At 65.0% G+C, this 18,819-nt stretch carries 18 protein-coding genes; 9 read left to right on the top strand and 9 right to left on the bottom strand.

Annotation, left to right across the window (positions count from 1 at the left end; all coding sequences use genetic code 11):
* Positions 1 to 69 precede the first annotated feature (69 nt).
* Positions 70 to 1,461, bottom strand: coding sequence for an NADP-dependent phosphogluconate dehydrogenase (gene gnd / locus V8J83_RS07810; protein ID WP_339985154.1), 1,392 nt, complete (start codon positions 1,459 to 1,461; stop codon positions 70 to 72).
* Between the two features lie 128 nt (positions 1,462 to 1,589).
* Positions 1,590 to 1,901, bottom strand: a complete 312-nt coding sequence (locus tag V8J83_RS07805; RefSeq protein ID WP_339985152.1) for a DUF6280 family protein — start codon at positions 1,899 to 1,901, stop codon at positions 1,590 to 1,592.
* Positions 1,902 to 2,114: 213 nt separating this feature from the next.
* Here V8J83_RS07805 and efp point away from each other — a divergent pair, with 213 nt between their 5' ends.
* Positions 2,115 to 2,678: an elongation factor P gene (gene efp / locus V8J83_RS07800; protein WP_339985150.1), complete on the top strand. Its 564-nt coding sequence runs from the start codon at positions 2,115 to 2,117 to the stop codon at positions 2,676 to 2,678.
* 60 nt (positions 2,679 to 2,738) lie between these two features.
* Here the strand turns inward: efp and V8J83_RS07795 are convergent, their stop codons facing one another.
* On the bottom strand, positions 2,739 to 3,590 hold the full coding sequence (locus V8J83_RS07795; protein WP_339985149.1) for a rhomboid family intramembrane serine protease: 852 nt from the start codon (positions 3,588 to 3,590) through the stop codon (positions 2,739 to 2,741).
* Between the two features lie 193 nt (positions 3,591 to 3,783).
* On the opposite strand from V8J83_RS07795, the gene V8J83_RS07790 reads away from it, so the two are divergent.
* The 6 genes from V8J83_RS07790 (at position 3,784) to mdoH (ending at position 12,872) form a co-directional block, all read left to right on the top strand.
* Positions 3,784 to 5,394: a thiamine pyrophosphate-binding protein gene (locus V8J83_RS07790; RefSeq protein ID WP_339985147.1), complete on the top strand. Its 1,611-nt coding sequence runs from the start codon at positions 3,784 to 3,786 to the stop codon at positions 5,392 to 5,394.
* Positions 5,381 to 6,616, top strand: coding sequence for a CaiB/BaiF CoA transferase family protein (locus V8J83_RS07785; RefSeq protein WP_339985145.1), 1,236 nt, complete (start codon positions 5,381 to 5,383; stop codon positions 6,614 to 6,616). The genes V8J83_RS07790 and V8J83_RS07785 overlap by 14 nt, the downstream gene beginning before the upstream one ends.
* 210 nt (positions 6,617 to 6,826) lie before the next feature.
* Positions 6,827 to 8,191 (top strand): tetratricopeptide repeat protein, encoded by a 1,365-nt coding sequence (locus V8J83_RS07780; protein WP_339985143.1) that lies wholly within the window; start codon positions 6,827 to 6,829, stop codon positions 8,189 to 8,191.
* A gap of 18 nt (positions 8,192 to 8,209) precedes the next feature.
* The gene (locus V8J83_RS07775) at positions 8,210 to 9,472 is read left to right on the top strand and encodes an OpgC family protein (RefSeq protein ID WP_339985141.1); all 1,263 of its coding nucleotides are present in this window, start codon (positions 8,210 to 8,212) and stop codon (positions 9,470 to 9,472) included.
* Complete coding sequence (locus V8J83_RS07770; RefSeq protein ID WP_439649761.1) at positions 9,469 to 10,983, top strand: OpgD/OpgG family glucan biosynthesis protein; 1,515 nt, start codon at positions 9,469 to 9,471, stop codon at positions 10,981 to 10,983. Before V8J83_RS07775 ends, V8J83_RS07770 begins: the two co-directional genes overlap by 4 nt.
* Complete coding sequence (gene mdoH / locus V8J83_RS07765) at positions 10,980 to 12,872, top strand: glucans biosynthesis glucosyltransferase MdoH (protein WP_339985137.1); 1,893 nt, start codon at positions 10,980 to 10,982, stop codon at positions 12,870 to 12,872. Before V8J83_RS07770 ends, mdoH begins: the two co-directional genes overlap by 4 nt.
* Before the next feature lie 116 nt (positions 12,873 to 12,988).
* On the opposite strand, the gene V8J83_RS07760 is transcribed toward mdoH, so the two are convergent.
* From V8J83_RS07760 to V8J83_RS07740, 5 genes are read right to left on the bottom strand one after another with little or no spacing between them, the layout of a single operon-like run.
* Entirely contained in the window at positions 12,989 to 13,822 is an 834-nt protein-coding gene (locus V8J83_RS07760; RefSeq protein WP_339985135.1) for a CE1 family esterase, read from the bottom strand.
* Positions 13,809 to 14,267, bottom strand: coding sequence for a rhodanese-like domain-containing protein (locus V8J83_RS07755; RefSeq protein WP_339985133.1), 459 nt, complete (start codon positions 14,265 to 14,267; stop codon positions 13,809 to 13,811). Before V8J83_RS07755 ends, V8J83_RS07760 begins: the two co-directional genes overlap by 14 nt.
* Before the next feature lies 1 nt (position 14,268).
* Positions 14,269 to 14,820, bottom strand: coding sequence for an SCO family protein (locus V8J83_RS07750; RefSeq protein WP_339985131.1), 552 nt, complete (start codon positions 14,818 to 14,820; stop codon positions 14,269 to 14,271).
* Complete coding sequence (locus V8J83_RS07745) at positions 14,817 to 15,383, bottom strand: hypothetical protein (protein ID WP_339985129.1); 567 nt, start codon at positions 15,381 to 15,383, stop codon at positions 14,817 to 14,819. Before V8J83_RS07745 ends, V8J83_RS07750 begins: the two co-directional genes overlap by 4 nt.
* Before the next feature lie 4 nt (positions 15,384 to 15,387).
* On the bottom strand, positions 15,388 to 15,831 hold the full coding sequence (locus V8J83_RS07740) for a hypothetical protein (RefSeq protein WP_339985127.1): 444 nt from the start codon (positions 15,829 to 15,831) through the stop codon (positions 15,388 to 15,390).
* Between the two features lie 141 nt (positions 15,832 to 15,972).
* Between V8J83_RS07740 and V8J83_RS07735 the strand changes: the two genes are divergently transcribed.
* Positions 15,973 to 16,890, top strand: a complete 918-nt coding sequence (locus V8J83_RS07735; RefSeq protein WP_339985124.1) for a DMT family transporter — start codon at positions 15,973 to 15,975, stop codon at positions 16,888 to 16,890.
* Positions 16,891 to 17,064: 174 nt separating this feature from the next.
* Positions 17,065 to 17,382, top strand: coding sequence for a hypothetical protein (locus V8J83_RS07730; RefSeq protein WP_339985122.1), 318 nt, complete (start codon positions 17,065 to 17,067; stop codon positions 17,380 to 17,382).
* A gap of 181 nt (positions 17,383 to 17,563) precedes the next feature.
* Here the strand turns inward: V8J83_RS07730 and V8J83_RS07725 are convergent, their stop codons facing one another.
* Positions 17,564 to 18,802 (bottom strand): aspartate kinase, encoded by a 1,239-nt coding sequence (locus tag V8J83_RS07725; protein ID WP_339985120.1) that lies wholly within the window; start codon positions 18,800 to 18,802, stop codon positions 17,564 to 17,566.
* Positions 18,803 to 18,819 lie beyond the last annotated feature (17 nt).

The raw sequence follows: 18,819 nt of genomic DNA, 5'->3' as shown, positions 1-18,819 counted from the left end.
GAAGGACACCAGCAGCGGCAGTGGTTTCGAAAAAACCACGAAAGCCTTGTGCCCCGATTTGCCTGCAAATTATCCCTCCGCCCAGGGCCCATGCTGCCCGCTTTCGCCGCTATCGAGCCGCTGGAACCCGTGCAGCCCGAAGTAATCCCGCTGCCCCTGGATCATGTTCGCGGTCCCGCGCTCCAGGCGCATTGTGTCGAAATAGCCCAACGCGGCGGCCATCGCGGGAACCGGCAGGCCCGCGGCGCTGGCCGTGACGACCACCTCGCGCAACGCGCCGATGGTCTGCGACAGGATGTCGGCAAAATGTGGCGCCTCCATCAGGGTCTTGCCCGGCGCGACCTCGAATGCTTCGGCCATATCGTCGAGCATGGCCGAGCGGATGATGCAGCCCGCGCGCCAATTGCGGGCCACGTCCTCGCGCATCAACGACCACTCGAACGCACGCGCGGCGGCGCGCAGCATGTCGAACCCTTGCGTGTAACACAGCACCTTGCCGCAGGTCAGCGCCGCCTCCAGCCTGTCTTCGCCAAGCTGCAACCGCTCCGTCCCGCCGAATGTGTCGGCCAGTGCCGCGCGCAAATCGCGCCGCGCCGACATGTTGCGCGCGGCCACCGCCGCCTCGATCACCGGGATCGGCGTGCCCAGATGCTGCGCCTCGATCGCGGTCCAGCGTCCAGTGCCCTTTTGGCCCGCCGCGTCGACGATCACGTCAAGCAATGGGCCGTCCGTGGTCGCGTCATGGGCGGCGGCGACCGCGGCGGAAATCTCGATCAGGTAGGAGGACAATCGCCCTTCGTTCCAGTGTGCGAAGGCCGGTGCGATGTCCGCCGCTGCCATCCCCAAGCCGTCGCGCATCAGCCCGTAGGTCTCGGCGATCAGCTGCATGTCGGCATATTCGATGCCGTTGTGTACGGCTTTGACGAAATGGCCCGCGCCGGTCTCCCCCAGATGCGCGGCGCAGGGCACGCCGTCGAATTTCGCGGAAATCGCCGTCAGGATCGGCTCGACCCGATCCCAATGCGCTTTGTCGCCGCCCGCCATGATCGCCGGGCCGTGCCGTGCGCCATCCTCTCCGCCGGAAACGCCCACGCCCAGGAACGGGCGGTCGAGCGTCTCCATGCGCCGCATCGTATCGCGGAAATTTGCATTGCCCGCGTCGATGATCAGGTCGTCGACCCCAAGATAGGGGTCCAGCGCCGCGATCTGGTCATCCACCGGCGCGCCTGCGGGCACCATCAAAAGCACTGCACGCGGGCCGCGCACAGCAGCGGTCAGCGCCTCCAGCGTCTCACACGGCACCACTCGCGCCGCCAGATCGCCGGCCTCTTCGACAAACGCGTGGGTCTTGGCCGTCGTCCGGTTGAACACCGCAACCGTAAAGCCCTTCTCCGCGATGTTCAGCGCCAGCGCCGATCCCATCGTCCCCAACCCGATCAATCCGATGTCCGCGTCTGCCATGCCATCCTCCGAGCGCTTTCGCCCAACCTGTGCGGGCGCACGGGCGAACACCACCCCCGAAACCGAAAAACGCGCCCTGCAGAGGGGCGCGTTTTCGAAGCTGGCAGCTTGTCGTCTTTTGGGATCGCTCAGGCCGCTTCGGCCTGGCTGCGCCGTTCGCTTTCCTCGCGGCTCAACGCCACTGAGGTGCGCACGCCATTTCCGACAAAGGCCATGAGACCGTTCACGACACGTTCGTTCGGGTCGATACCCGCGCAGGACAAGACCTCGCGGCCATCCCGCGAGCGCGCCCACCGTGCGATCTGCTCCGGTCCGTTGCCATATTTCTTGTCGTCGGCGATTGCATCGTCCAACGCCGCCAGGACAACGGCGGCAAACAATTTGCGCGCCCGAGTTCCCTGTTCGAAGTTGAAGGCAGTCCCATCAACAAAATCCCGCATGCGGTATCCTTTTTTTGCTCTTGCATTTTTCGGCGTGCCGTTCGGTATGCCCGGATTCTGTGCATTTGTGGCATGCGATTTTCGCATGTGTGGTATTCGCCAGATGCATAGATCGGCGGGAAACTGCACGTTTTCCGGTGTATGGACACCCCTCCAACGCCGATATATAGGGCGCGTCAACAAATTCTCAAGGTTTTGCCAAGGTTTTGCCACATGCCAAAAATCAACGGAAATGAGATACGGCCAGGGAACGTCCTTGAGCATAATGACGGTCTCTGGGCCGCCGTTAAGGTGGATCATGTAAAGCCCGGAAAGGGCGGTGCGTTTGCGCAGGTCGAACTGCGCAACCTGCGTAACGGATCAAAGCTTAATGAAAGGTTTAGATCCGCCGACAAAGTCGAGCGCGTGCGCCTGGAGCAGAAGGATCAGCAATTCCTGTATGAAGACGACGGGATGCTCGTGTTCATGGATGCCGAAACCTATGAACAAATCCAGCTGCCCGCCGATCTTCTGGGCGAGCGCCGCCCGTTCCTGCAGGACGGCATGACCATCGTCGTGGAATTCTACGAGGAAGAGGCGCTCAACGCGACGCTTCCGCAGAAGGTCACCTGCAAGATCGTCGAGACCGAGCCGGTCGTAAAGGGCCAGACGGCGGCAAATTCGTTCAAGCCCGCCACGCTCGACAATGGCGTCAAGGTCATGGTGCCGCCGTTTGTGGGGCAGGATGAAGATATCGTCGTGAACACCGAAACGATGGAATATTCCGAACGCGCCTGATCTGGCCTCACGCTCGTCGGCGTGGCACGCGACCTCACGCTTCGCGGTGTGGCACGCGGCTTATCGCCCGCCCGACCATGGCCCTCGCGGCCCGCGCGGCGTCCCGCTGCGCGGCACCCGGGCCAGGTCCGACAACGGCCGGTCCATCCCTTGGACTGAGCGCACCCGGCGCACACGCGGGATGCCGGAGCGGCGCTTCTCGACCCGGTATTCGACCTCGTCATGGGGCGGCTTGCCGCCGAACGCGGCCCAAAACGCCGCTCCCCCGCGCCGCAAGAACATGGGCAGCGTCAGCAGCACACCGGCGACAAACCCTCCCGCATGCGCCCAATAGGCAACCCCGCCGCCCACAAGGTCCATCTGCAATCCACTGACCAATTGCAGCCCGAACCACAGCCCCAGCATCAGCCAGGCCGGGATCGTGAAGACCTTGATGAACACCACCAGGATCACCAAAACGTCAATCCGCGCGCGCGGGAACATCAACAGATATCCCCCCATCACCGACGCAATCGCGCCCGACGCACCCACCATCGGCACGTCTGACAGGGGATCGGCCAGGATCTGACCATAGGCCGCCGCCAACCCGCCAAGCAGGTAGAAGGCCGCGAAGCCCAGATGCCCCATCAGATCCTCAAGATTGTCGCCGAAAATATACAAAAACAGCATATTCCCGATCAGATGCATCCAGCCTCCGTGCAGGAACATATGCGTCACCATTCCGCGCCCGATGCCGTTTTGCGTCGTCTCGCCGGCCATCAAGCCCCACTCCTGATAGAAGCTCAGAAGATCCGCCTGACTGCCCGACAGTGCCGGGAAATAGCTCAGGAAGATCACCACATTGGCCACAAGCAGGGCCCAGGTGACAATTGGCGTGCGGTTGGACGGGTTGTGGTCGCGGATCGGAAACATGGGGCCCAACGTCGGGCGTCACACGGATGGGGTCAAGGGGCGGCTTCGGGATTGAGTGTTTCCACACGGCCCCCGGCAACCGCCCCCGCCCCACCCGCACACGCGCCCGCACACGCGGCTTTGATCCATGCCGCGCTTGGAGGCGGGCGCGCGATGGGGTAGGGGCTTCTGCAACCGGGGCAGGAGGCATACCATGGCAGATTTCAGAGCGGCGGATCTGGTCGCGCGCAGGCTTTTCGAGGCCGGATGCCGCCATGCCTTCGGGATGCCCGGCGGCGAGGTGCTCACGATTGTCGACGCGCTGGAAAAGGCCGGGATCGCGTTCCATCTGGTGAAACACGAAAACGCCGGCGGCTTCATGGCCGAGGCGGTGCACCATGTCGACGGCGCGCCCGCCATTCTGGTGGCCACCGTCGGTCCGGGGTTGATGAACGCCGTCAATGTCGTGGCCAATGCCGAACAGGACCGCGTGCCAATGGTCGTGCTGACCGGCTGCCTCGATGCCGACGAGGCGCTGACCTATACCCATCAGGTGCTCGACCACCGCGCCGTGCTTGCCCCCGTCACCAAGGCGACATTCACGCTGACCTCCGGGGAGGCCGACACCATCGCCGACAAGGCCGTCGCCATCGCGATGGAGCGCCGGCAGGGCCCTGTCCTCATCGACGTGCCCATCGCAGTGGCCGACGCGCCGAGCCTGCCCAAAGGCCGCCGCCGGATGGCGGATCGCTCTGTCGCGCCTTTTGGTGAGGCGCTTGGATTGGCCGATGCATGGATGCTGCAGGCAAAGCGCCCTTTGATCATCGCGGGCCTCGACGTTATGGCCGATACCGCGGCCCCCGACCTGCAGCGTTTCGCCGAGACCTATTCAATCCCCGTCATCACGACCTACAAAGCCAAGGGCGTGATCCCCGAAAACCACCCGCTGGCCCTTGGCGGTGCAGGTCTATCGCCTCTGGCCGACACCCACCTCTTGCCGCTTGTCCGAAAGGCTGACCTGATCATCTGCGCAGGCTACGATCCCATCGAGATGCGCCCTGGCTGGCGCGAGATCTGGGATCCCGAAACCCAGCGCGTGATCGACCTTCAGGCGGCACCGAACCACCACTACATGCATCAAGCCACGCTCAGCTTCACCTGCGATATCGGGGCAGGGCTGGCGGCCTTGTCCAGCACCCGCCCCCATGACACCTGGCCCGAAGGCGAGCCCGCCGCCACCAAGGCCGCCCTGGCCAAGGCGTTTCCGCACGACGATGCGTGGGGCCCTGCCGGTGTCATCGCCGAGGCCCGCGCCGCCCTGCCGCCCGACACGCGCATCTCCGTCGACAGCGGCGCGCACCGCATCCTGCTGTCCCAGATGTGGGAGGCGCCCTATCCCAAATCCGTCATCCAATCGTCCGGTCTGTGCACCATGGGCTGCGCCGTGCCGATGGCCATCGGCCTCGCCCTCGCCGAACCCGACCGCCCCGCCGTGGCCTTCGTCGGCGATGGCGGATTTTTAATGAGCCCCGGTGATCTGACCACCGCCGCAGAGCTGGGTCTCAAACCCATCATCATCACCTTCGTCGACGCCTCGCTTGCGCTGATCGAAAAGAAACAGCGCGAACGCCAACTCGCCAACGCCGGTGTCGATTACGCCCACCGTCACGATTTCGCTGCCATGGGCCGTGCGATGGGCGGCGCCGGGGTTGATGTCACCAACCGGGCCGAGCTGCGCGCCGCCATTGAGACCGCTTTGACCGCCGACACCTTCACCGTGATCGCGGCGCAAATTGAAAAGGGAGGCTACGATGGGCGCATCTGAAGGTCCGCAAACCTACGACGGCACCGGCCTCAAGGGGCCGCTCGACGGGCTCATCGTTCTCGACCTGTCACGCATCCTTGCCGGTCCGACCTGCACGCAGGCCCTGGGCGATCTCGGGGCCACGATCATCAAGATCGAACACCCGGAACGCGGCGATGACACCCGCGGCTGGGGCCCGCCCTTTGCCAATGGCTCCGACGGCACGCCCACCGACCTCAGCAGCTATTTCATGTGCACCAACCGCAACAAGCTCTCGGTCGGTGTCGATATCGCTACGCCCGAGGGGCAGGAGACGATCCGCAACATCGCCGCCCGCGCCGATGTCGTGATCGAGAATTTCAAACCCGGCGGCCTCGAAAAGTACGGGTTGGATTTCCACAGCTTGCTCACAGCTTATCCACAGCTTGTCTATTGCTCGATCTCCGGCTTCGGCCAAACCGGCCCGCATCGCGAAAAGCCCGGCTATGACCTTATGGCGCAAGGCTATTCCGGGATCATGGCGCTCACCGGCGCCAAGGATGGCCCGCCCGCCAAGGTCGCCGTCGGCATCGCGGATGTCATGACCGGCATGTATGCCACCACCGGGATCCTCGCCGCGCTGCGCCACCGCGATCAGACCGGGCAGGGGCAGCATATCGACCTCAGCCTCGTCGATGCCACCGTCGCCTGGATGATCAACGAGGGCGTGGCACACCTCACCACCGGCCAACCCCGCCCGCGCCGGGGCGATGAACATGCCACCATCGTGCCGTATCAGACCTTTGCCTGCGCCGATGGCCACGTGCTCGTCGCGGTGGGCAATGACACGCAGTATATACGCTTTTGCGATTTCCTCGGACGGCCCGACCTCGCCGATGATCCGCGCTTTGCCACGAATGCCAATCGCGTGCGCAACCGCGAGGCGCTTATCCCCATGCTCGAAGCGCTGATGTTCGAGCAGTATCAAGCAGATATCGTTGCAGGGCTAGAGGGGCGCAAGGTCCCCGTCGGCCCCGTATATACCGTGGAGCAGACCTTTGCCTCCGACCAGGTCGCGGCCCGTGGCATGCGCATCGACATGGCCAAGCCCGGCGTTGATCGTGGCGGTGTCGAGCTTATCGGCAATCCGCTGAAATTCTCCGCCACGCCGGTCACCTACCGCCGTCCGCCACCGCATCTGGGCGAGGATACGCAGGCCGTCCTCGACTGGCTCGCAGGGCGCCGCGACGCGCCCGACGCTTAGGCACAGGTGCCGCCAAATCAGGCGCTCTCGGAACGTTTACACCTGAAAATAAAGCAAAAATCCGCCGATTCGCCCGCGTTTCGGCGTATATCCGTTCACACGGACCTGTCCACGGCTCACATGTCCGTCATCTGGGCCGGACGAGGCTTCGCGCAAGCCGGGCCATAGTCTACCTGAAGGTGGAAGTTACTTTCAGAATCGGACAGGCGTATGACGCACTTCGACGCATTCGGGCAGCCGACCACGATCACCGCAGGCGCGGGGCTGGCGCATTGGACGCAGACACAACAGGCGTTTCTCGCCCACAGCGCGGCCACGCCCGACCACCTTGCCAAGACGCTGGACGCCGATCCGAACTTCGCGCTCGCCCATGCCGTGAAAGGCTTCTTCCTCCTGCTTCTGGGCCGGCGGGAGCTTGTCCAGACCGCGCAGGAGGCGGCCAATATCGCCCGCGCCTCCGACCGCAACCGCCCCGTCACGCCGCGCGAACGGGCCTTCATCGACGGGCTTGATGTCTGGCTTGGCGGCTATCCGTCCAAGGCCGTTGCGCATCTCGACCAGGTGCTGCTGACCCATCCCGGCGACCCGCTTGCGATGAAGATCAGCCACGCGATCCGCTTCATCCTTGGCGACGCCCAGGGCATGCGCCGCTCCATCGAACAGGTCATGCCCGCCTACGGTGCCGACCATCCCGCCCGTGGCTATGTCATGGGCTGCCACGCCTTCGCGCTTGAGGAAACCGGCGAATATGGCCGTGCCGCCGCTGCCGGATCCGCCGCGCTGGAATTCTCGCCCGACGACGCCTGGGGCCTGCATGCCGTGGCCCATGTCTACGATATGGTCGCCGAGCCCGCGAAGGGCCTGAATTGGCTCAAAGGCCGCGAGGCTGCCTGGGCGCATTGCAACAATTTCCGCTATCACGTCTGGTGGCACAAGGCGCTGATGCATCTCGATCTGGGACAGACCGATATCGTGCTCGACCTCTACGACACGCTGATCCGGGCCGACAAGACCGACGATTACCGCGATATCTCCAACGCCACCTCGCTTCTGATGCGGCTCGAACTTGAAGGCATCGACGTCGGCACCCGTTGGGATGAGCTGGCCGATGTTTCCGCCGCGCGCACCGATGACGGCTCGCTGATCTTTGCCGATCTGCACTACCTTCTGGCCCTGATCGGCGGACGCCGCGAAGACGCCACCGCCAAGCTTGTCGCGCGCATCGCGCAGGACGGCGCGACCGGGCAGGGCGAGGTTGCCTTGCGCATGGCCAATCCCGGCACCGCCGCCGCCCTCGGTCTCGAAGCCTTCGGCGAGGGCGATTACGCCACCGCCTTCCGCGGCCTCGCCCGCGCGCGCAAGCACATGCAACTGGCCGGTGGCTCGCATGCGCAACGCGACGTGTTCGAGCGGTTGACCATCGACGCGGGCCTGCGCGCAGGCCGTATGTCCGAGGCCGCGCAGATGATCGACGAACGCTCCGCCCGCCGCGCCGGACGCGACGATACTTTCGCGCGCACCCGCCGCGAGATGCTCGGGAACCGGTCCACCCCCTTGCGCGTTCCTGCGGAATAAAGGACACGCCCGGTGGCCATGGTAAGCACGAGTCCAACCTTCAAACCGACCCCTTCCGCCGCCGCACAGGGTGCTGCGGCCCCGACTGTGCGCGACATCCGCCTCGATTTTTTCCGCGGCATGGCGATGTTCATCATCCTCTTCGCCCATACGCCCGGCAATTTCCTGACCGCCTGGATCCCCGCGCGATGGGGCTTTTCGGACGCGACCGAGATGTTCGTTTTCTGCTCGGGCATGGCCTCGGCCATCGCCTTCGGGCGCACCTTTGATCGTGCCGGGATCGGGCTTGGCTCCGTGCGCGTCGGCTATCGCATCTGGCAGGTCTACTGGGCCCATGTCGGCCTCTTCTTCGCCACCGCAGCGCTGCTGGTGTTCCTCACCGATCTGCCCTTCACCGACCGCAATTACTGGGGCCAGATGAACCTCTGGATGCTCTTCGTCGAACATCAGGACGACCTCTGGGCCAACCCCGACATGCTGTTTCGCTTCATGACGCTGCAATGGGTGCCGAACCTGTTCGACATCCTGCCGATGTACATGGTGATCCTCGCGATGATGCCCGTATATTACGCGCTGGCCCGTGTGCATCTGGGCGCGCTTGCGGCGGTCTCCCTCATCTTGTGGTTCTTCGCGCAGCGCGGCTTCACCGAAGCCCTTGGCCTGCCCTACCTCAACTTTACCGCCGAGCCGTGGGTCGGCAGCGACGATTGGCAACGCCGCTGGTTCCTGAACCCGTTCGGCTGGCAACTGGTCTTCTTCACCGGCTTCGCCTTCATGCGCGGCTGGATCCCCAAGCCGCCGGTCAACGCTTTGCTGATCGGGCTGGCCGCGTTCATCGTGCTGGCCAACATCCCCCTCAGCAGCATCGGCGTGCGGGAGTTCGGTTTTGACTGGGCCCGCGACTGGCGCATCGAGAACCGGCAACTGATCTCCAAGACCGATTTCGGCATTCTGCGCTATGTGCAATTCCTGTCGCTCGCCTACCTCGCATGGGTCATCGCGGGCGATGGTGGCGACCGGCTGCGCGCGGGCGCGGGCTGGGTCGGGCGCAATCTCTGGGCGCCGCTGCTCAACACCTTCCTCAAGGTCGGGCAGCAAAGCCTCGCCGTCTTCGTCGTGTCGATCTTCATCGCGCGGTTCAACGGCTTCGCGATGGATGTCCTGGGCCGCGATGTCGCCATGACGCTGCTAGTCAACGGCTTCGGCTGCGCCGTCCTGATCTTGACCGCCTACGCGGCGAGCTATTTCAAAGGCCAACCCTGGCGCGTGAAAAACAAATGATGAACCGCCGTGACACGCTCGCCCTGCTCGCTGCCCTCGCCGCAAGCCCCGCGGTGGGTCTGCCGATGTTCCGCGATGGCACCGCTCATCCCTTCGACCGCGCCTGGCTGGAGGCCGAGGCCCGCCGCCTCAGCCAGCAGCCCTACCAACCACTCCCCGAGGTGCCGCAGGGCTGGCAGGACCTGACCTACGACGAATACCGCTGGATGTGGTTCAACCCCCAGCGTGGCCTCTGGATGGACGAAGACCGCCCCTTCAAGGTCGATTTCTTCCACCCCGGCCTCTACTTCCCGCGTCCGGTCGAGGTGAACGTCGTCCAGGGCGGCGAGGCGCAGACCCTCGCGTTTGACCTGTCGCTCTTCGACCGCACCGACCAGTTTCCCGATCTGCCGATCACCGAGACGATGGGCTATTCCGGCCTGCGCCTGCGCGCCGCCCTCGAACGCCCCGACATCTTCACCGAATTTGCCGTCTTCCAAGGGGCCAGCTATTTCCGCGCCATCGGCACCGGCATGAACTACGGCCTCTCCGCGCGCGGGCTCGCCATCGGCACCGCCACCGACGCGGGCGAGGAATTTCCCGAATTCACCCGCTTCTGGTTGGAGTCGCCAATGCCCGGCGACACCACGCAGGTGCTCCATGCGCTTTTGGATGGCGACAGCTGCACCGGTGCCTACACCTTTCGCATCACGCCCGGCCCCGTCACCCATATGGAGGTCGAGGCGACGCTTTACCCCCGCGTCGACCTGCCCGATGTCGGCCTCGCGCCGCTCACTTCCATGTTCCTCTACGATCAGACGAACCGCGCGGGCCATGACGATTTCCGCCCCGCCGTGCACGACAATGACGGGCTGATGATCCACAACGGCAACGGCGAGCTGCTGCTGCGCCCGCTCAAGAACCCCGACATGTTGCAGGTCTCGTCGTTCGTCGACACCGATCCGCTTGGCTTCGGCCTCGTGCAACGCGCCCGCGACATCGCCGATTTCGAGGATTTCGAGGCCCATTACGAACGCCGCCCCGCGCTTTGGATCACGCCCGGCGAAGGCTGGGGCTCGGGTTCGGTGCAACTGGTCGAAATCCCGTCCGAGCTGGAAATCTACGACAATATCGTCGCCTATTGGCGGCCCCGGGGCGGCCTGACCGCAGGCACCGAATATCGCTTCACCTACGGCATGGATTGGTGCGCCGAACCCGAACGCCCCCGCGATGTGGCGCGCGTGATGAACACAGCCATCGGCGGCAATTGGAACCGCACGCAAACCCTGATTGCCATCGACTTTGCCGATCACGAAACGGTCGCGGGCGATCCGGCGGACTTCACACGCGTTGTGCAATCCAGCCGGGGCACCACCACCGAAGGCGTGCTGGAGCGCAACCCCGGCACCGGTGGCCTGCGCCTGACCTTTGCCGTTGATCCGCAGGATCACCCGTCGATGGAATTGCGCGCCCAACTGCTGAAGGATGGGGAGCCTGCGACGGAAGTCTGGCTCTACCGGTGGTCGGCATGACGGCCCCGCTGCCCCGCGTCGATCCCTACATGCCACCGCATGCGCCTCTGGCCCACCCGGTCCAGGACCTGCGCGCGCCTTATACCGACAAAGCCGCCCCCGGCATCGCTCACACCCGCGCGTGGATGTGGCGGCTGGCCACCTTCATCCCGGCCTTCGCCACCACGCTGGCCCTGGTCGCGGCGTTCACCGATTGGTTCGCAATGGGCGGGCTCAACGGGTTCGAAATCGCGCTGGTCACGCTGATCGCGCTGACGTTCTTCTGGATCTCGCTGTCGGTCTCGACCGTCACCATCGGCGTCGCGCGCCTCGCGCTGAGCCGTCCCGCCACCGCCCCGAAACCGGGGCCTGCGATGGATGTGGCCCTGCTGGTGCCGTGCTATAACGAGGTGCCATGGGACGTCTTCGGCAATGCCTGCGCCATGCTCGAAGAACTCGACGCGCATCCGACCGGCCACCGCTACACGCTCTTCATCCTGTCCGACACCCGCGACGCGGCCACCGCCGAGCAGGAACTGCGCGCCTTCGCAACCCTGCGCGCGCGCCTGCCGGATCATATTCGCCTGCACTACCGCCGCCGCGCCATGAACACCGACCGCAAGGTCGGCAATCTGGCCGATTGGGTGGAAAACTGGGGCGGGGCCCATGACGCGATGCTGGTGCTCGACGCCGACAGCCTGATGTCGGGCGCCGCCATCGTGGCACTCACCGATGAGCTTTCGACCGATGCCTCCGCCGGGCTGATTCAATCGGTGCCGCAACTCTTCGGGGCCGAAACCGTCTTCGCTCGGGTGCAGCAATTCGCCTCGACGATCTACGGCGCGGGCCTGGCCGAGGGGCTGGCCACCTGGTCCGACCGCGAGGGCAATTACTGGGGCCACAACGCCATTATACGCACCGCCGCCTTCGCCTCCTGCGCGGGCCTGCCGAAAATCCGCCCGTTGATGGGTCGGGGCACCGGCAAGGGCGCGCTGATCCTGAGCCATGACTTCGTCGAGGCGGGGCTTTTGCGCCGCGCCGGGTGGGGCGTGCGCTTCTCGCCGCGCATCAAGGGCAGCTACGAGGAAGTCCCCGCCACCCTGATCGATTACGTGATCCGCGACCAACGCTGGTGCCAGGGCAACCTGCAACACCTCAAGCTGCTGGCCTCGCGCGGCTTTCACGGCGTCTCGCGCTTCCACCTCTTCCACGGCGCGATCAGCTACCTCTTGTCGCCGATGTGGTTCGCGCTCCTGATGGTCTGGGCCCTGATCGGCACGGGCACCGAGCAAAACGTGATCCGCTACTTCTCCGGCCTCAACCCACAGGTGCAATGGCCCGAGATGACCGTCGTGCATTCCAGCGCGCTGCTGGTGTTCATGTACGGCATGCTGCTCGCCCCCAAGGCGCTTGGCGCGGCCGCCGTAGGCTCCATCGGCGTTCGCATCGCGGAACTTGGCGGGCCGATCCGCTTCGCCGCCTCCTTCGTGTCCGAACTGATCCTGTCGATCCTCTATGCGCCGATCCTGATGGTGCAACAGACCCTCGCCGTGCTCCGCACGACCCTGGGCTTGCGCGTCGACTGGAAACCGCAGACCCGCGCCGCCGGGAAGTATTCCGTCTGGTCGATGCTGAAATTTCACTGGCTGGAAACCGTCGCTGGCATCGGCCTGATCGCGGGGATGGGGGCGGGGATTGTCTCGTTCTGGCTGCTGCCGATTGCGGTGTCGCTGGCCATGGCCGTACCGCTTTCGGCGCTCTCGGGCCTGAACCTGACCCGCTTCCGGGCCACCGCGCGCGCCATGGGCACGCCCGAGGTCTACGCCGCGCCGGCGATCATTCGCGCCGCCAAGGCCCACCGCGCAGAGTTGCGCGCCACGCTCGGCGATCTGCCCGACGCGGCCGAATAAGCCCTCAGCCCCTCCACGGACCCGCGGTCCTCCGCTCCGCCGCCGCAAAACCCCGTTCATCTCGACGCAATTTCGGAAAAACCCGTGCAATTGTGCGCATAATTGTTCCGCAGAGCTCAGTCGCGGGGCAGCGCCTCAAACCAATCCAGCGCCAGGTCGGCCCATCCGCGCGGCACCGCATGTCCGCCAGGAAACAGCGCAAAGCGCAGCGATCCCGCGTCGCATGACGTCCAGATCCGCTGCCAGTAGAAACCGTCATTGTTGATCTCATCGGGCGCGGAGCGGTCGCATCCATTGGTCTCGCGCCAGATCTCCATGCCCGCGAAAACATCCCCCTGCCGCACCGTTCCATCGCGGAAAACACGGCCCTCGATGGGCACCGTTCCGTCGGTCCAGCCATGGGTATGCAGCACATCCACGGGCCCCGCACAGGCATCCAGCGCCGGATGCGGTCGCCAGAACGACCCCGCCACCGGCGCATAGGCCCGCGCGATGCCGGGCGCGGCGCAGGCCAGGTAGGAGGTCATGGACCCGCCAATGGAAAAACCCGCGATTACAATATCTTGCCGGTCAACATTGTGGGTCTCCGCCGCGTGGCTCAGCACCTCTTCGAAGAACGCGGCCTCGTCGCGGATCGGCTCGAACTCGGGGTGAAACGACCAGGTCGAGCCGAACCGGGACCCTTCGCGCTGCAGGCCCTGCGGCCCGATCAACGCATAGCCCCGCGCGGTGACGGCGGCGCGCAGCATGTTCACCATGCCTTCGCCGCGCCCGCCCGCGCCATGCAGCATCATCACCGCTGGAAACGGACCCTCGCCCTCGGGAAGCGCGATATGGTAGGCGCCCATCGGCACCTCGCAGGCGCCCTCGACGCCCGCACAATCGGCAAGCGCAGGCACAGCGGCGGCCAGCAACACACCAAGCGCCGTCAAACATTTACGAGCGATCAACCGGCAATCCTTCCCTGATCCATCCGGGCCCTGCGCCCGACCCCAGCATGCCCTCCGGCACGTCGATGATGTTGGTAAATCCGGCCTCCATCAGCCGGTTCGTCAGCCGCGAGGATCGCACCCCGCGCGCACAAATCAGGGCGACCCGCGCATCCGTAGCGCCGCCCGTAAGCTCCAGCAATGCTTGGGAAAAATCGTCGCGCCGCATATCCAGCCGATGCCCCGACGCGGGCGATCCGGTCGCCTCCCATTCGTCCGGACGGCGAATGTCGATCAACACGATCTCACCCGCCTGCGCCATCTCATGGGCGGCTCCAACGCGGATCTGTTCGCCCACATTTTCCGACAAAGCGGCATAAAACAGGTTCCGCCCCTCCGTCGCCGCAAAGCCCGCGCCCACCAGCGCAAGCGCACCCGCGCCGATCAAAAACCGCCGTCTGTTCACCTCAGGACGCCTCCAGATAACCGCCGACGATCTCGGCCATCATCTCCGGCCCCAGCACCGGCGGCAACAGCGTCAGAACCTCGCCCGCCCCGTCCAGCAAATAGATGAACGAGCCATGCGAAAACACCGTGCCATAAAACGGATCGACGAATAGCTCTTCGAATTCAACGGAGTAGGCGTCATAGGCCACCTGCAACGCGGCCTCCGATCCGGTCAGGCCGACAAACGCCGGGTGGTGCACATGCAGCGCCTCCGCCATCGTCTCCACCGTGTCGCGTTCTGGATCGACGGTGATCATCACCGGGCGTAGGGCCGTCCCGTCCGCCTCCAGGATTTCCACGATCGACGCCATCGTCGGGAACACCGCCGAGCAGATTTCCTGGCAATTCGCATAGCCGAAAAACACCAGTTGCGGCTGCCCGTCCGGGTCTGCCTCCGTGCGCACGGCCCCGGTGTGGTCGATCAATTCGAACGCCCCGCCAAGCCCGTCCTCCAACGATTGCGCCGAGGCCGCCCCGGCGCAGAGAGATATCGCGAATGCCAGCAATCTCAACGTGTTATCTCCCATGCCTCTGTCCAGGTCTCGCCGGTGCCCAGGTATCCGTCCGCTTCGATCTCGGCCAGCACGCGCGGATCGTTGCGATACCACCGCCCGTCCTGTGCGGCCGCCTCGGGCTGCTCTTCGGCCCAGGCCGCGGTCCAGCCATTGGCCGTGACCCAGTCCTCGGACCCGACCTCGCGGATCATTTGCACCAGGTAGACATTGGTCGCGCCGAGGAACTCATCCTCGATCATCAACCCGTCCACCTCGACCTGCATCCCGCAAAATGGCTGCAAATCAACGGCCGCGCCGGTGAAAATCCCCTGATTGTTCTTGTTGGGATACGTCAGCACGCCGTCCGCCGCGCGCAGCAGTCCCAATTGGCGTCCCGTGGCGCAGGCATTGGCGCAATCGCCCGCCACTTCGCACAACATATCAACGACGTCCGCCTCGAACCGCGCCGGTTCCTCCCACGCCAGGTTCCAGGACCGCGCCTCGGAGCCTTCCGAGAACGGGCCCTCCTGCGCTGCGGCGGGTGCTGCCAGAAACGCCAACGGAATCATATATTTCCACATCGTTTCAGCCCTCCGGATTGGGGATTGCGAAGCCGGGAACGACGCCGAAATCCGTGTGATTGATATTGGTGATGCCGTGGTCCTCGACCACTGCGTCGATCACCAGATAGTTCAACCCGTCGCGCGCGAAATGCTGCCCCGACACGGTGACCTCATGGCTCGCCAATTCCAACTGCGTTTGACCGCTTGCGCTCTGGTCATCGCCGCCGATGGCCAGGATCATGTAAACCGTGCCGTCATCGGCCAGCAGGCCCACCGGAATGCCACCCGCCGAGCACCAGATCGCGCAGGTATGATGCGCCGTGCCCTGCACCGCGTCGGGCCCGCCCATCACGCCCGAGAAATAGCACCAGGTGTCGATCACCTCGCCCCGGATTTCCACATCTTCGCCCTGGGCAAACCCAGGTGCTGCAGCACAGATCAGCGCCGCCGCCAAACCATATCGCATAACTGAACCTCTCAAATTGTCCCTGTGCATGCAGCCTAGCAGGAATGTCGCACCCCCCTTCATCACGTTTTCGCCGAATGCAAAAATGTGATCGTCGCCGCCCGCATTGCACCCATCCCGCGCGCCCGCTACGCCGGTGCCATGATCCTCGCGCGCGAAACCCGTCTGGCCACCGCCATCGTGATCGCCATCGGCGTGCTCTACGGCCTTTACTGGATGCCCGTTCGCCAAATCGCGGAAATGGGCCTGCCCGGCGCATGGGGCACCTTCGCCATCACGCTCACGGGCAGCCTCCTGTTGCTGCCCCGCATCCTGCGCCGCACCGATGCCGTGCGCGCCGCCGATCCCATGGCACTGACGGCCGTGGCGCTCGGGGGGGCGGCCTTTGCGCTTTATTCCATCGGCTTTGTTTATGGCCGCGTCGCGATGATCATCCTGCTGTGGTTCCTGACCCCGATCTGGAGCACGCTGATCACGCGGTTTATCCTTGGCTGGCCCACCACGCGCCTGCGTCTGTGGGCGATTTTTGCCGGTCTCGCCGGGCTTCTCGTCATGCTCGGCGCGGGTGGGCAGGTGCCTTTGCCGCGCGGAATCGGCGAATGGATGGCCTTGCTTGCGGGCATGATCTGGGCCGTGTCGACCACGGGCGTCCGGCTCCGCCCGGAGGTTGAGCCGATCACCGCAGGCTTCATCTTCACCCTCGGGGCCGCGTTGACCAGCCTCGCGCTTGCCCCGCTCCTCGCGCCCTGGCCGGATCTCGGGGCTATCGCAAATCCCGCTGCCCTGATCCCCGTCGCCATCGGCACCGGCGCGCTTTGGTGGGGGACGGCCATGGCCGCGCTGATGTGGGCCGCCGCCCGCCTCGACCCGGCCCGGGTCGGCATCCTGCTGATGGCCGAGGTCCTGATCGGGACCGCCACCGCTGCGCTCTGGGCGGGCGAAACCCTGAGCTTCGCCGAAATCCTAGGTGGCGCTCTGGTTCTGGTGGCCGCGGTACTGGAGATCTGGCCCACGCGTCGTGCAAACGGGGCAGGGGGCGCGGACGGCTCCACCTCCTGATCCCCCCTTGATCGCTTCGAACACACGCCTTCGTGCAGAAAAATGACGCGCCATCGGGAACAATTCCCCCCTATATGTCGTTGCAAAGTTATCCACAGCCCCAACATTGGGGGCAGACCTGTGGACAACTTCGGATCACGATCCGGCCTGCGCCGGCAATTTGGAGCCAAGATGATGACAATATTTCCTCCCAAGGACCTCGCTGACCGCATCGGTCTGACCGCCGGTGGCATCCTCGTGCTGGAGGCCAACGTCCTCTGGGCCAGGCGCGATCGCTTCGCATATTGCCTTGAGGCGTTGATCGATATCGAAATCGCTTACCGGGTTGGCGACGAATACGTCATCGCGCGCCGTCAGACGCTTGCAAATACCCCGATCACGCGGATCGGCGGCAGCCGTGCCCGCCTGCTCCGGGCGGCGGCGATGCTGACAGCCGCGACCTCCGTGCCGCCCACTCCAGACGTCCGGCCAGATCTGCCTCTGGCCGCCTGATCCGGCGCGCCTTGCCCGGATCACCTGCGCCGCCCCTCTGCCTCGGGGCCGCGCCGTTCACACGCGCTGATGCGCGCCTGATGAACTTGACTTCCCCCGGTCCTCGTGGCCGGGGGCTTTTTTTTCTGAAAGGTCAGCGCCTGCTTGCACCCGCGCTCGACACGCGACCCCAATCGCCGCCCTAGGCCGCCTTCTCCAACCCGAACGCATCATGCAGCGCTTGCACGGCCAGCTCCATGTACTTCCGGTCGATCAGCACGCTGACCTTGATCTCGGACGTGGTGATGACCTTGATGTTCACCCCCTCGTCGCGCAGCGTCTGGAACATTTTCGAGGCTACGCCCGCATGGCTCCGCATCCCGATCCCCACGATCGACACCTTGGCCACGTCGGTATCCGCGACGAGCCCGGCAAACCCGATATCGCCCGCCGCCTTGGCATCCGCCATCGCCTTCTCGGCCCGCGCCACCTCGCCCACCGGGCAGGAGAACGTCATGTCCGTCATGCCCCCGTCAGAGATGTTCTGCACGATCATGTCGACGTTCACGCCCGCCTCTGCCAGCGGTCCAAAGATCGACGCCGCGATGCCGGGGCGATCCTCGACGCTTTGCAAGGTCATCTTCGCCTCGTCCCGGGAATAGGCCACACCGGCCACGACATTGCTTTCCATGATCTCATCCTCTGAACAAACCAGCGTGCCGGCGTCATCCGACGGCTCTTCGAACGACGACAGCACCCGAAGGCGCACATTGTAGCGCATCGCCAATTCGACCGAGCGCGTCTGCAAGACCTTCGCCCCGAGCGAGGCCAGCTCCAACATCTCCTCGAACGCGATCTTGTGGAGCTTGCGCGCCTTCGATGTGATCCGTGGATCGGTGGTATATACGCCGTCTACATCCGTATAGATATCGCACCGCTCCGCTCCGAAGGCCGCCGCAAAGGCCACCGCCGTGGTGTCCGACCCGCCGCGCCCCAGCGTCGTGATCCGCCCCTCCGGGCTGATCCCCTGAAAGCCCGCGACCACCGCCACGCGCATGCCCTCTGCGAACTTGGCCGAGATATTCTCGGTCGGGATCTCTTCGATCCGCGCGCTGGCATGGGCCGATGTGGTCAAAAGCGGCACCTGCCAGCCCTGCCAGGACCGCGCCGGTACGTCCATCTCCTGCAAGGTTAACGCCATTAACCCCGCGGTGACGTTCTCGCCCGACGAGACCACCGCATCATATTCGCGCGCATCGTAGAATCCGCCCGTCTCCTCGACGAAGCCCACCAGCTTGTTGGTCTCGCCGCTCATCGCCGAGACGATGACGATCACGTCGTAGCCATTGGCCACCTCGCGCCCCACGCGTTTGGCAGCGCGCCGGATACGGTCCAACGTGGCGACGGATGTGCCGCCGAATTTCATCACAAGGGTGGGCATGTCTTGGGTCCCTCTGG

The sequence above is a fragment of the Gymnodinialimonas ulvae genome (assembly GCF_037543845.1).
Taxonomy (GTDB): Bacteria; Pseudomonadota; Alphaproteobacteria; order Rhodobacterales; family Rhodobacteraceae; genus Gymnodinialimonas; species Gymnodinialimonas ulvae.
This window is presented reverse-complemented; position numbering and strand designations above follow the sequence as displayed.

Excerpts from the sequence above, each read along its gene's own strand:
- V8J83_RS07780 (WP_339985143.1), top strand. The coding sequence starts at position 6,827 with ATGACGCACTTCGACGCATTCGGGCAGCCGACCACGATCACCGCAGGC.
- V8J83_RS07730 (WP_339985122.1), top strand. The coding sequence starts at position 17,065 with ATGACAATATTTCCTCCCAAGGACCTCGCTGACCGCATCGGTCTGACC.
- V8J83_RS07795 (WP_339985149.1), bottom strand. The coding sequence starts at position 3,590 with ATGTTTCCGATCCGCGACCACAACCCGTCCAACCGCACGCCAATTGTC.
- V8J83_RS07775 (WP_339985141.1), top strand. The coding sequence starts at position 8,210 with ATGGTAAGCACGAGTCCAACCTTCAAACCGACCCCTTCCGCCGCCGCA.
- V8J83_RS07725 (WP_339985120.1), bottom strand. The coding sequence starts at position 18,802 with ATGCCCACCCTTGTGATGAAATTCGGCGGCACATCCGTCGCCACGTTG.
- V8J83_RS07740 (WP_339985127.1), bottom strand. The coding sequence starts at position 15,831 with ATGCGATATGGTTTGGCGGCGGCGCTGATCTGTGCTGCAGCACCTGGG.
- V8J83_RS07770 (WP_439649761.1), top strand. The coding sequence starts at position 9,469 with ATGATGAACCGCCGTGACACGCTCGCCCTGCTCGCTGCCCTCGCCGCA.
- gnd (WP_339985154.1), bottom strand. The coding sequence starts at position 1,461 with ATGGCAGACGCGGACATCGGATTGATCGGGTTGGGGACGATGGGATCG.
- V8J83_RS07735 (WP_339985124.1), top strand. The coding sequence starts at position 15,973 with ATGATCCTCGCGCGCGAAACCCGTCTGGCCACCGCCATCGTGATCGCC.
- V8J83_RS07805 (WP_339985152.1), bottom strand. The coding sequence starts at position 1,901 with ATGCGGGATTTTGTTGATGGGACTGCCTTCAACTTCGAACAGGGAACT.
- V8J83_RS07785 (WP_339985145.1), top strand. The coding sequence starts at position 5,381 with ATGGGCGCATCTGAAGGTCCGCAAACCTACGACGGCACCGGCCTCAAG.
- efp (WP_339985150.1), top strand. The coding sequence starts at position 2,115 with ATGCCAAAAATCAACGGAAATGAGATACGGCCAGGGAACGTCCTTGAG.
- V8J83_RS07790 (WP_339985147.1), top strand. The coding sequence starts at position 3,784 with ATGGCAGATTTCAGAGCGGCGGATCTGGTCGCGCGCAGGCTTTTCGAG.
- V8J83_RS07745 (WP_339985129.1), bottom strand. The coding sequence starts at position 15,383 with ATGTGGAAATATATGATTCCGTTGGCGTTTCTGGCAGCACCCGCCGCA.
- mdoH (WP_339985137.1), top strand. The coding sequence starts at position 10,980 with ATGACGGCCCCGCTGCCCCGCGTCGATCCCTACATGCCACCGCATGCG.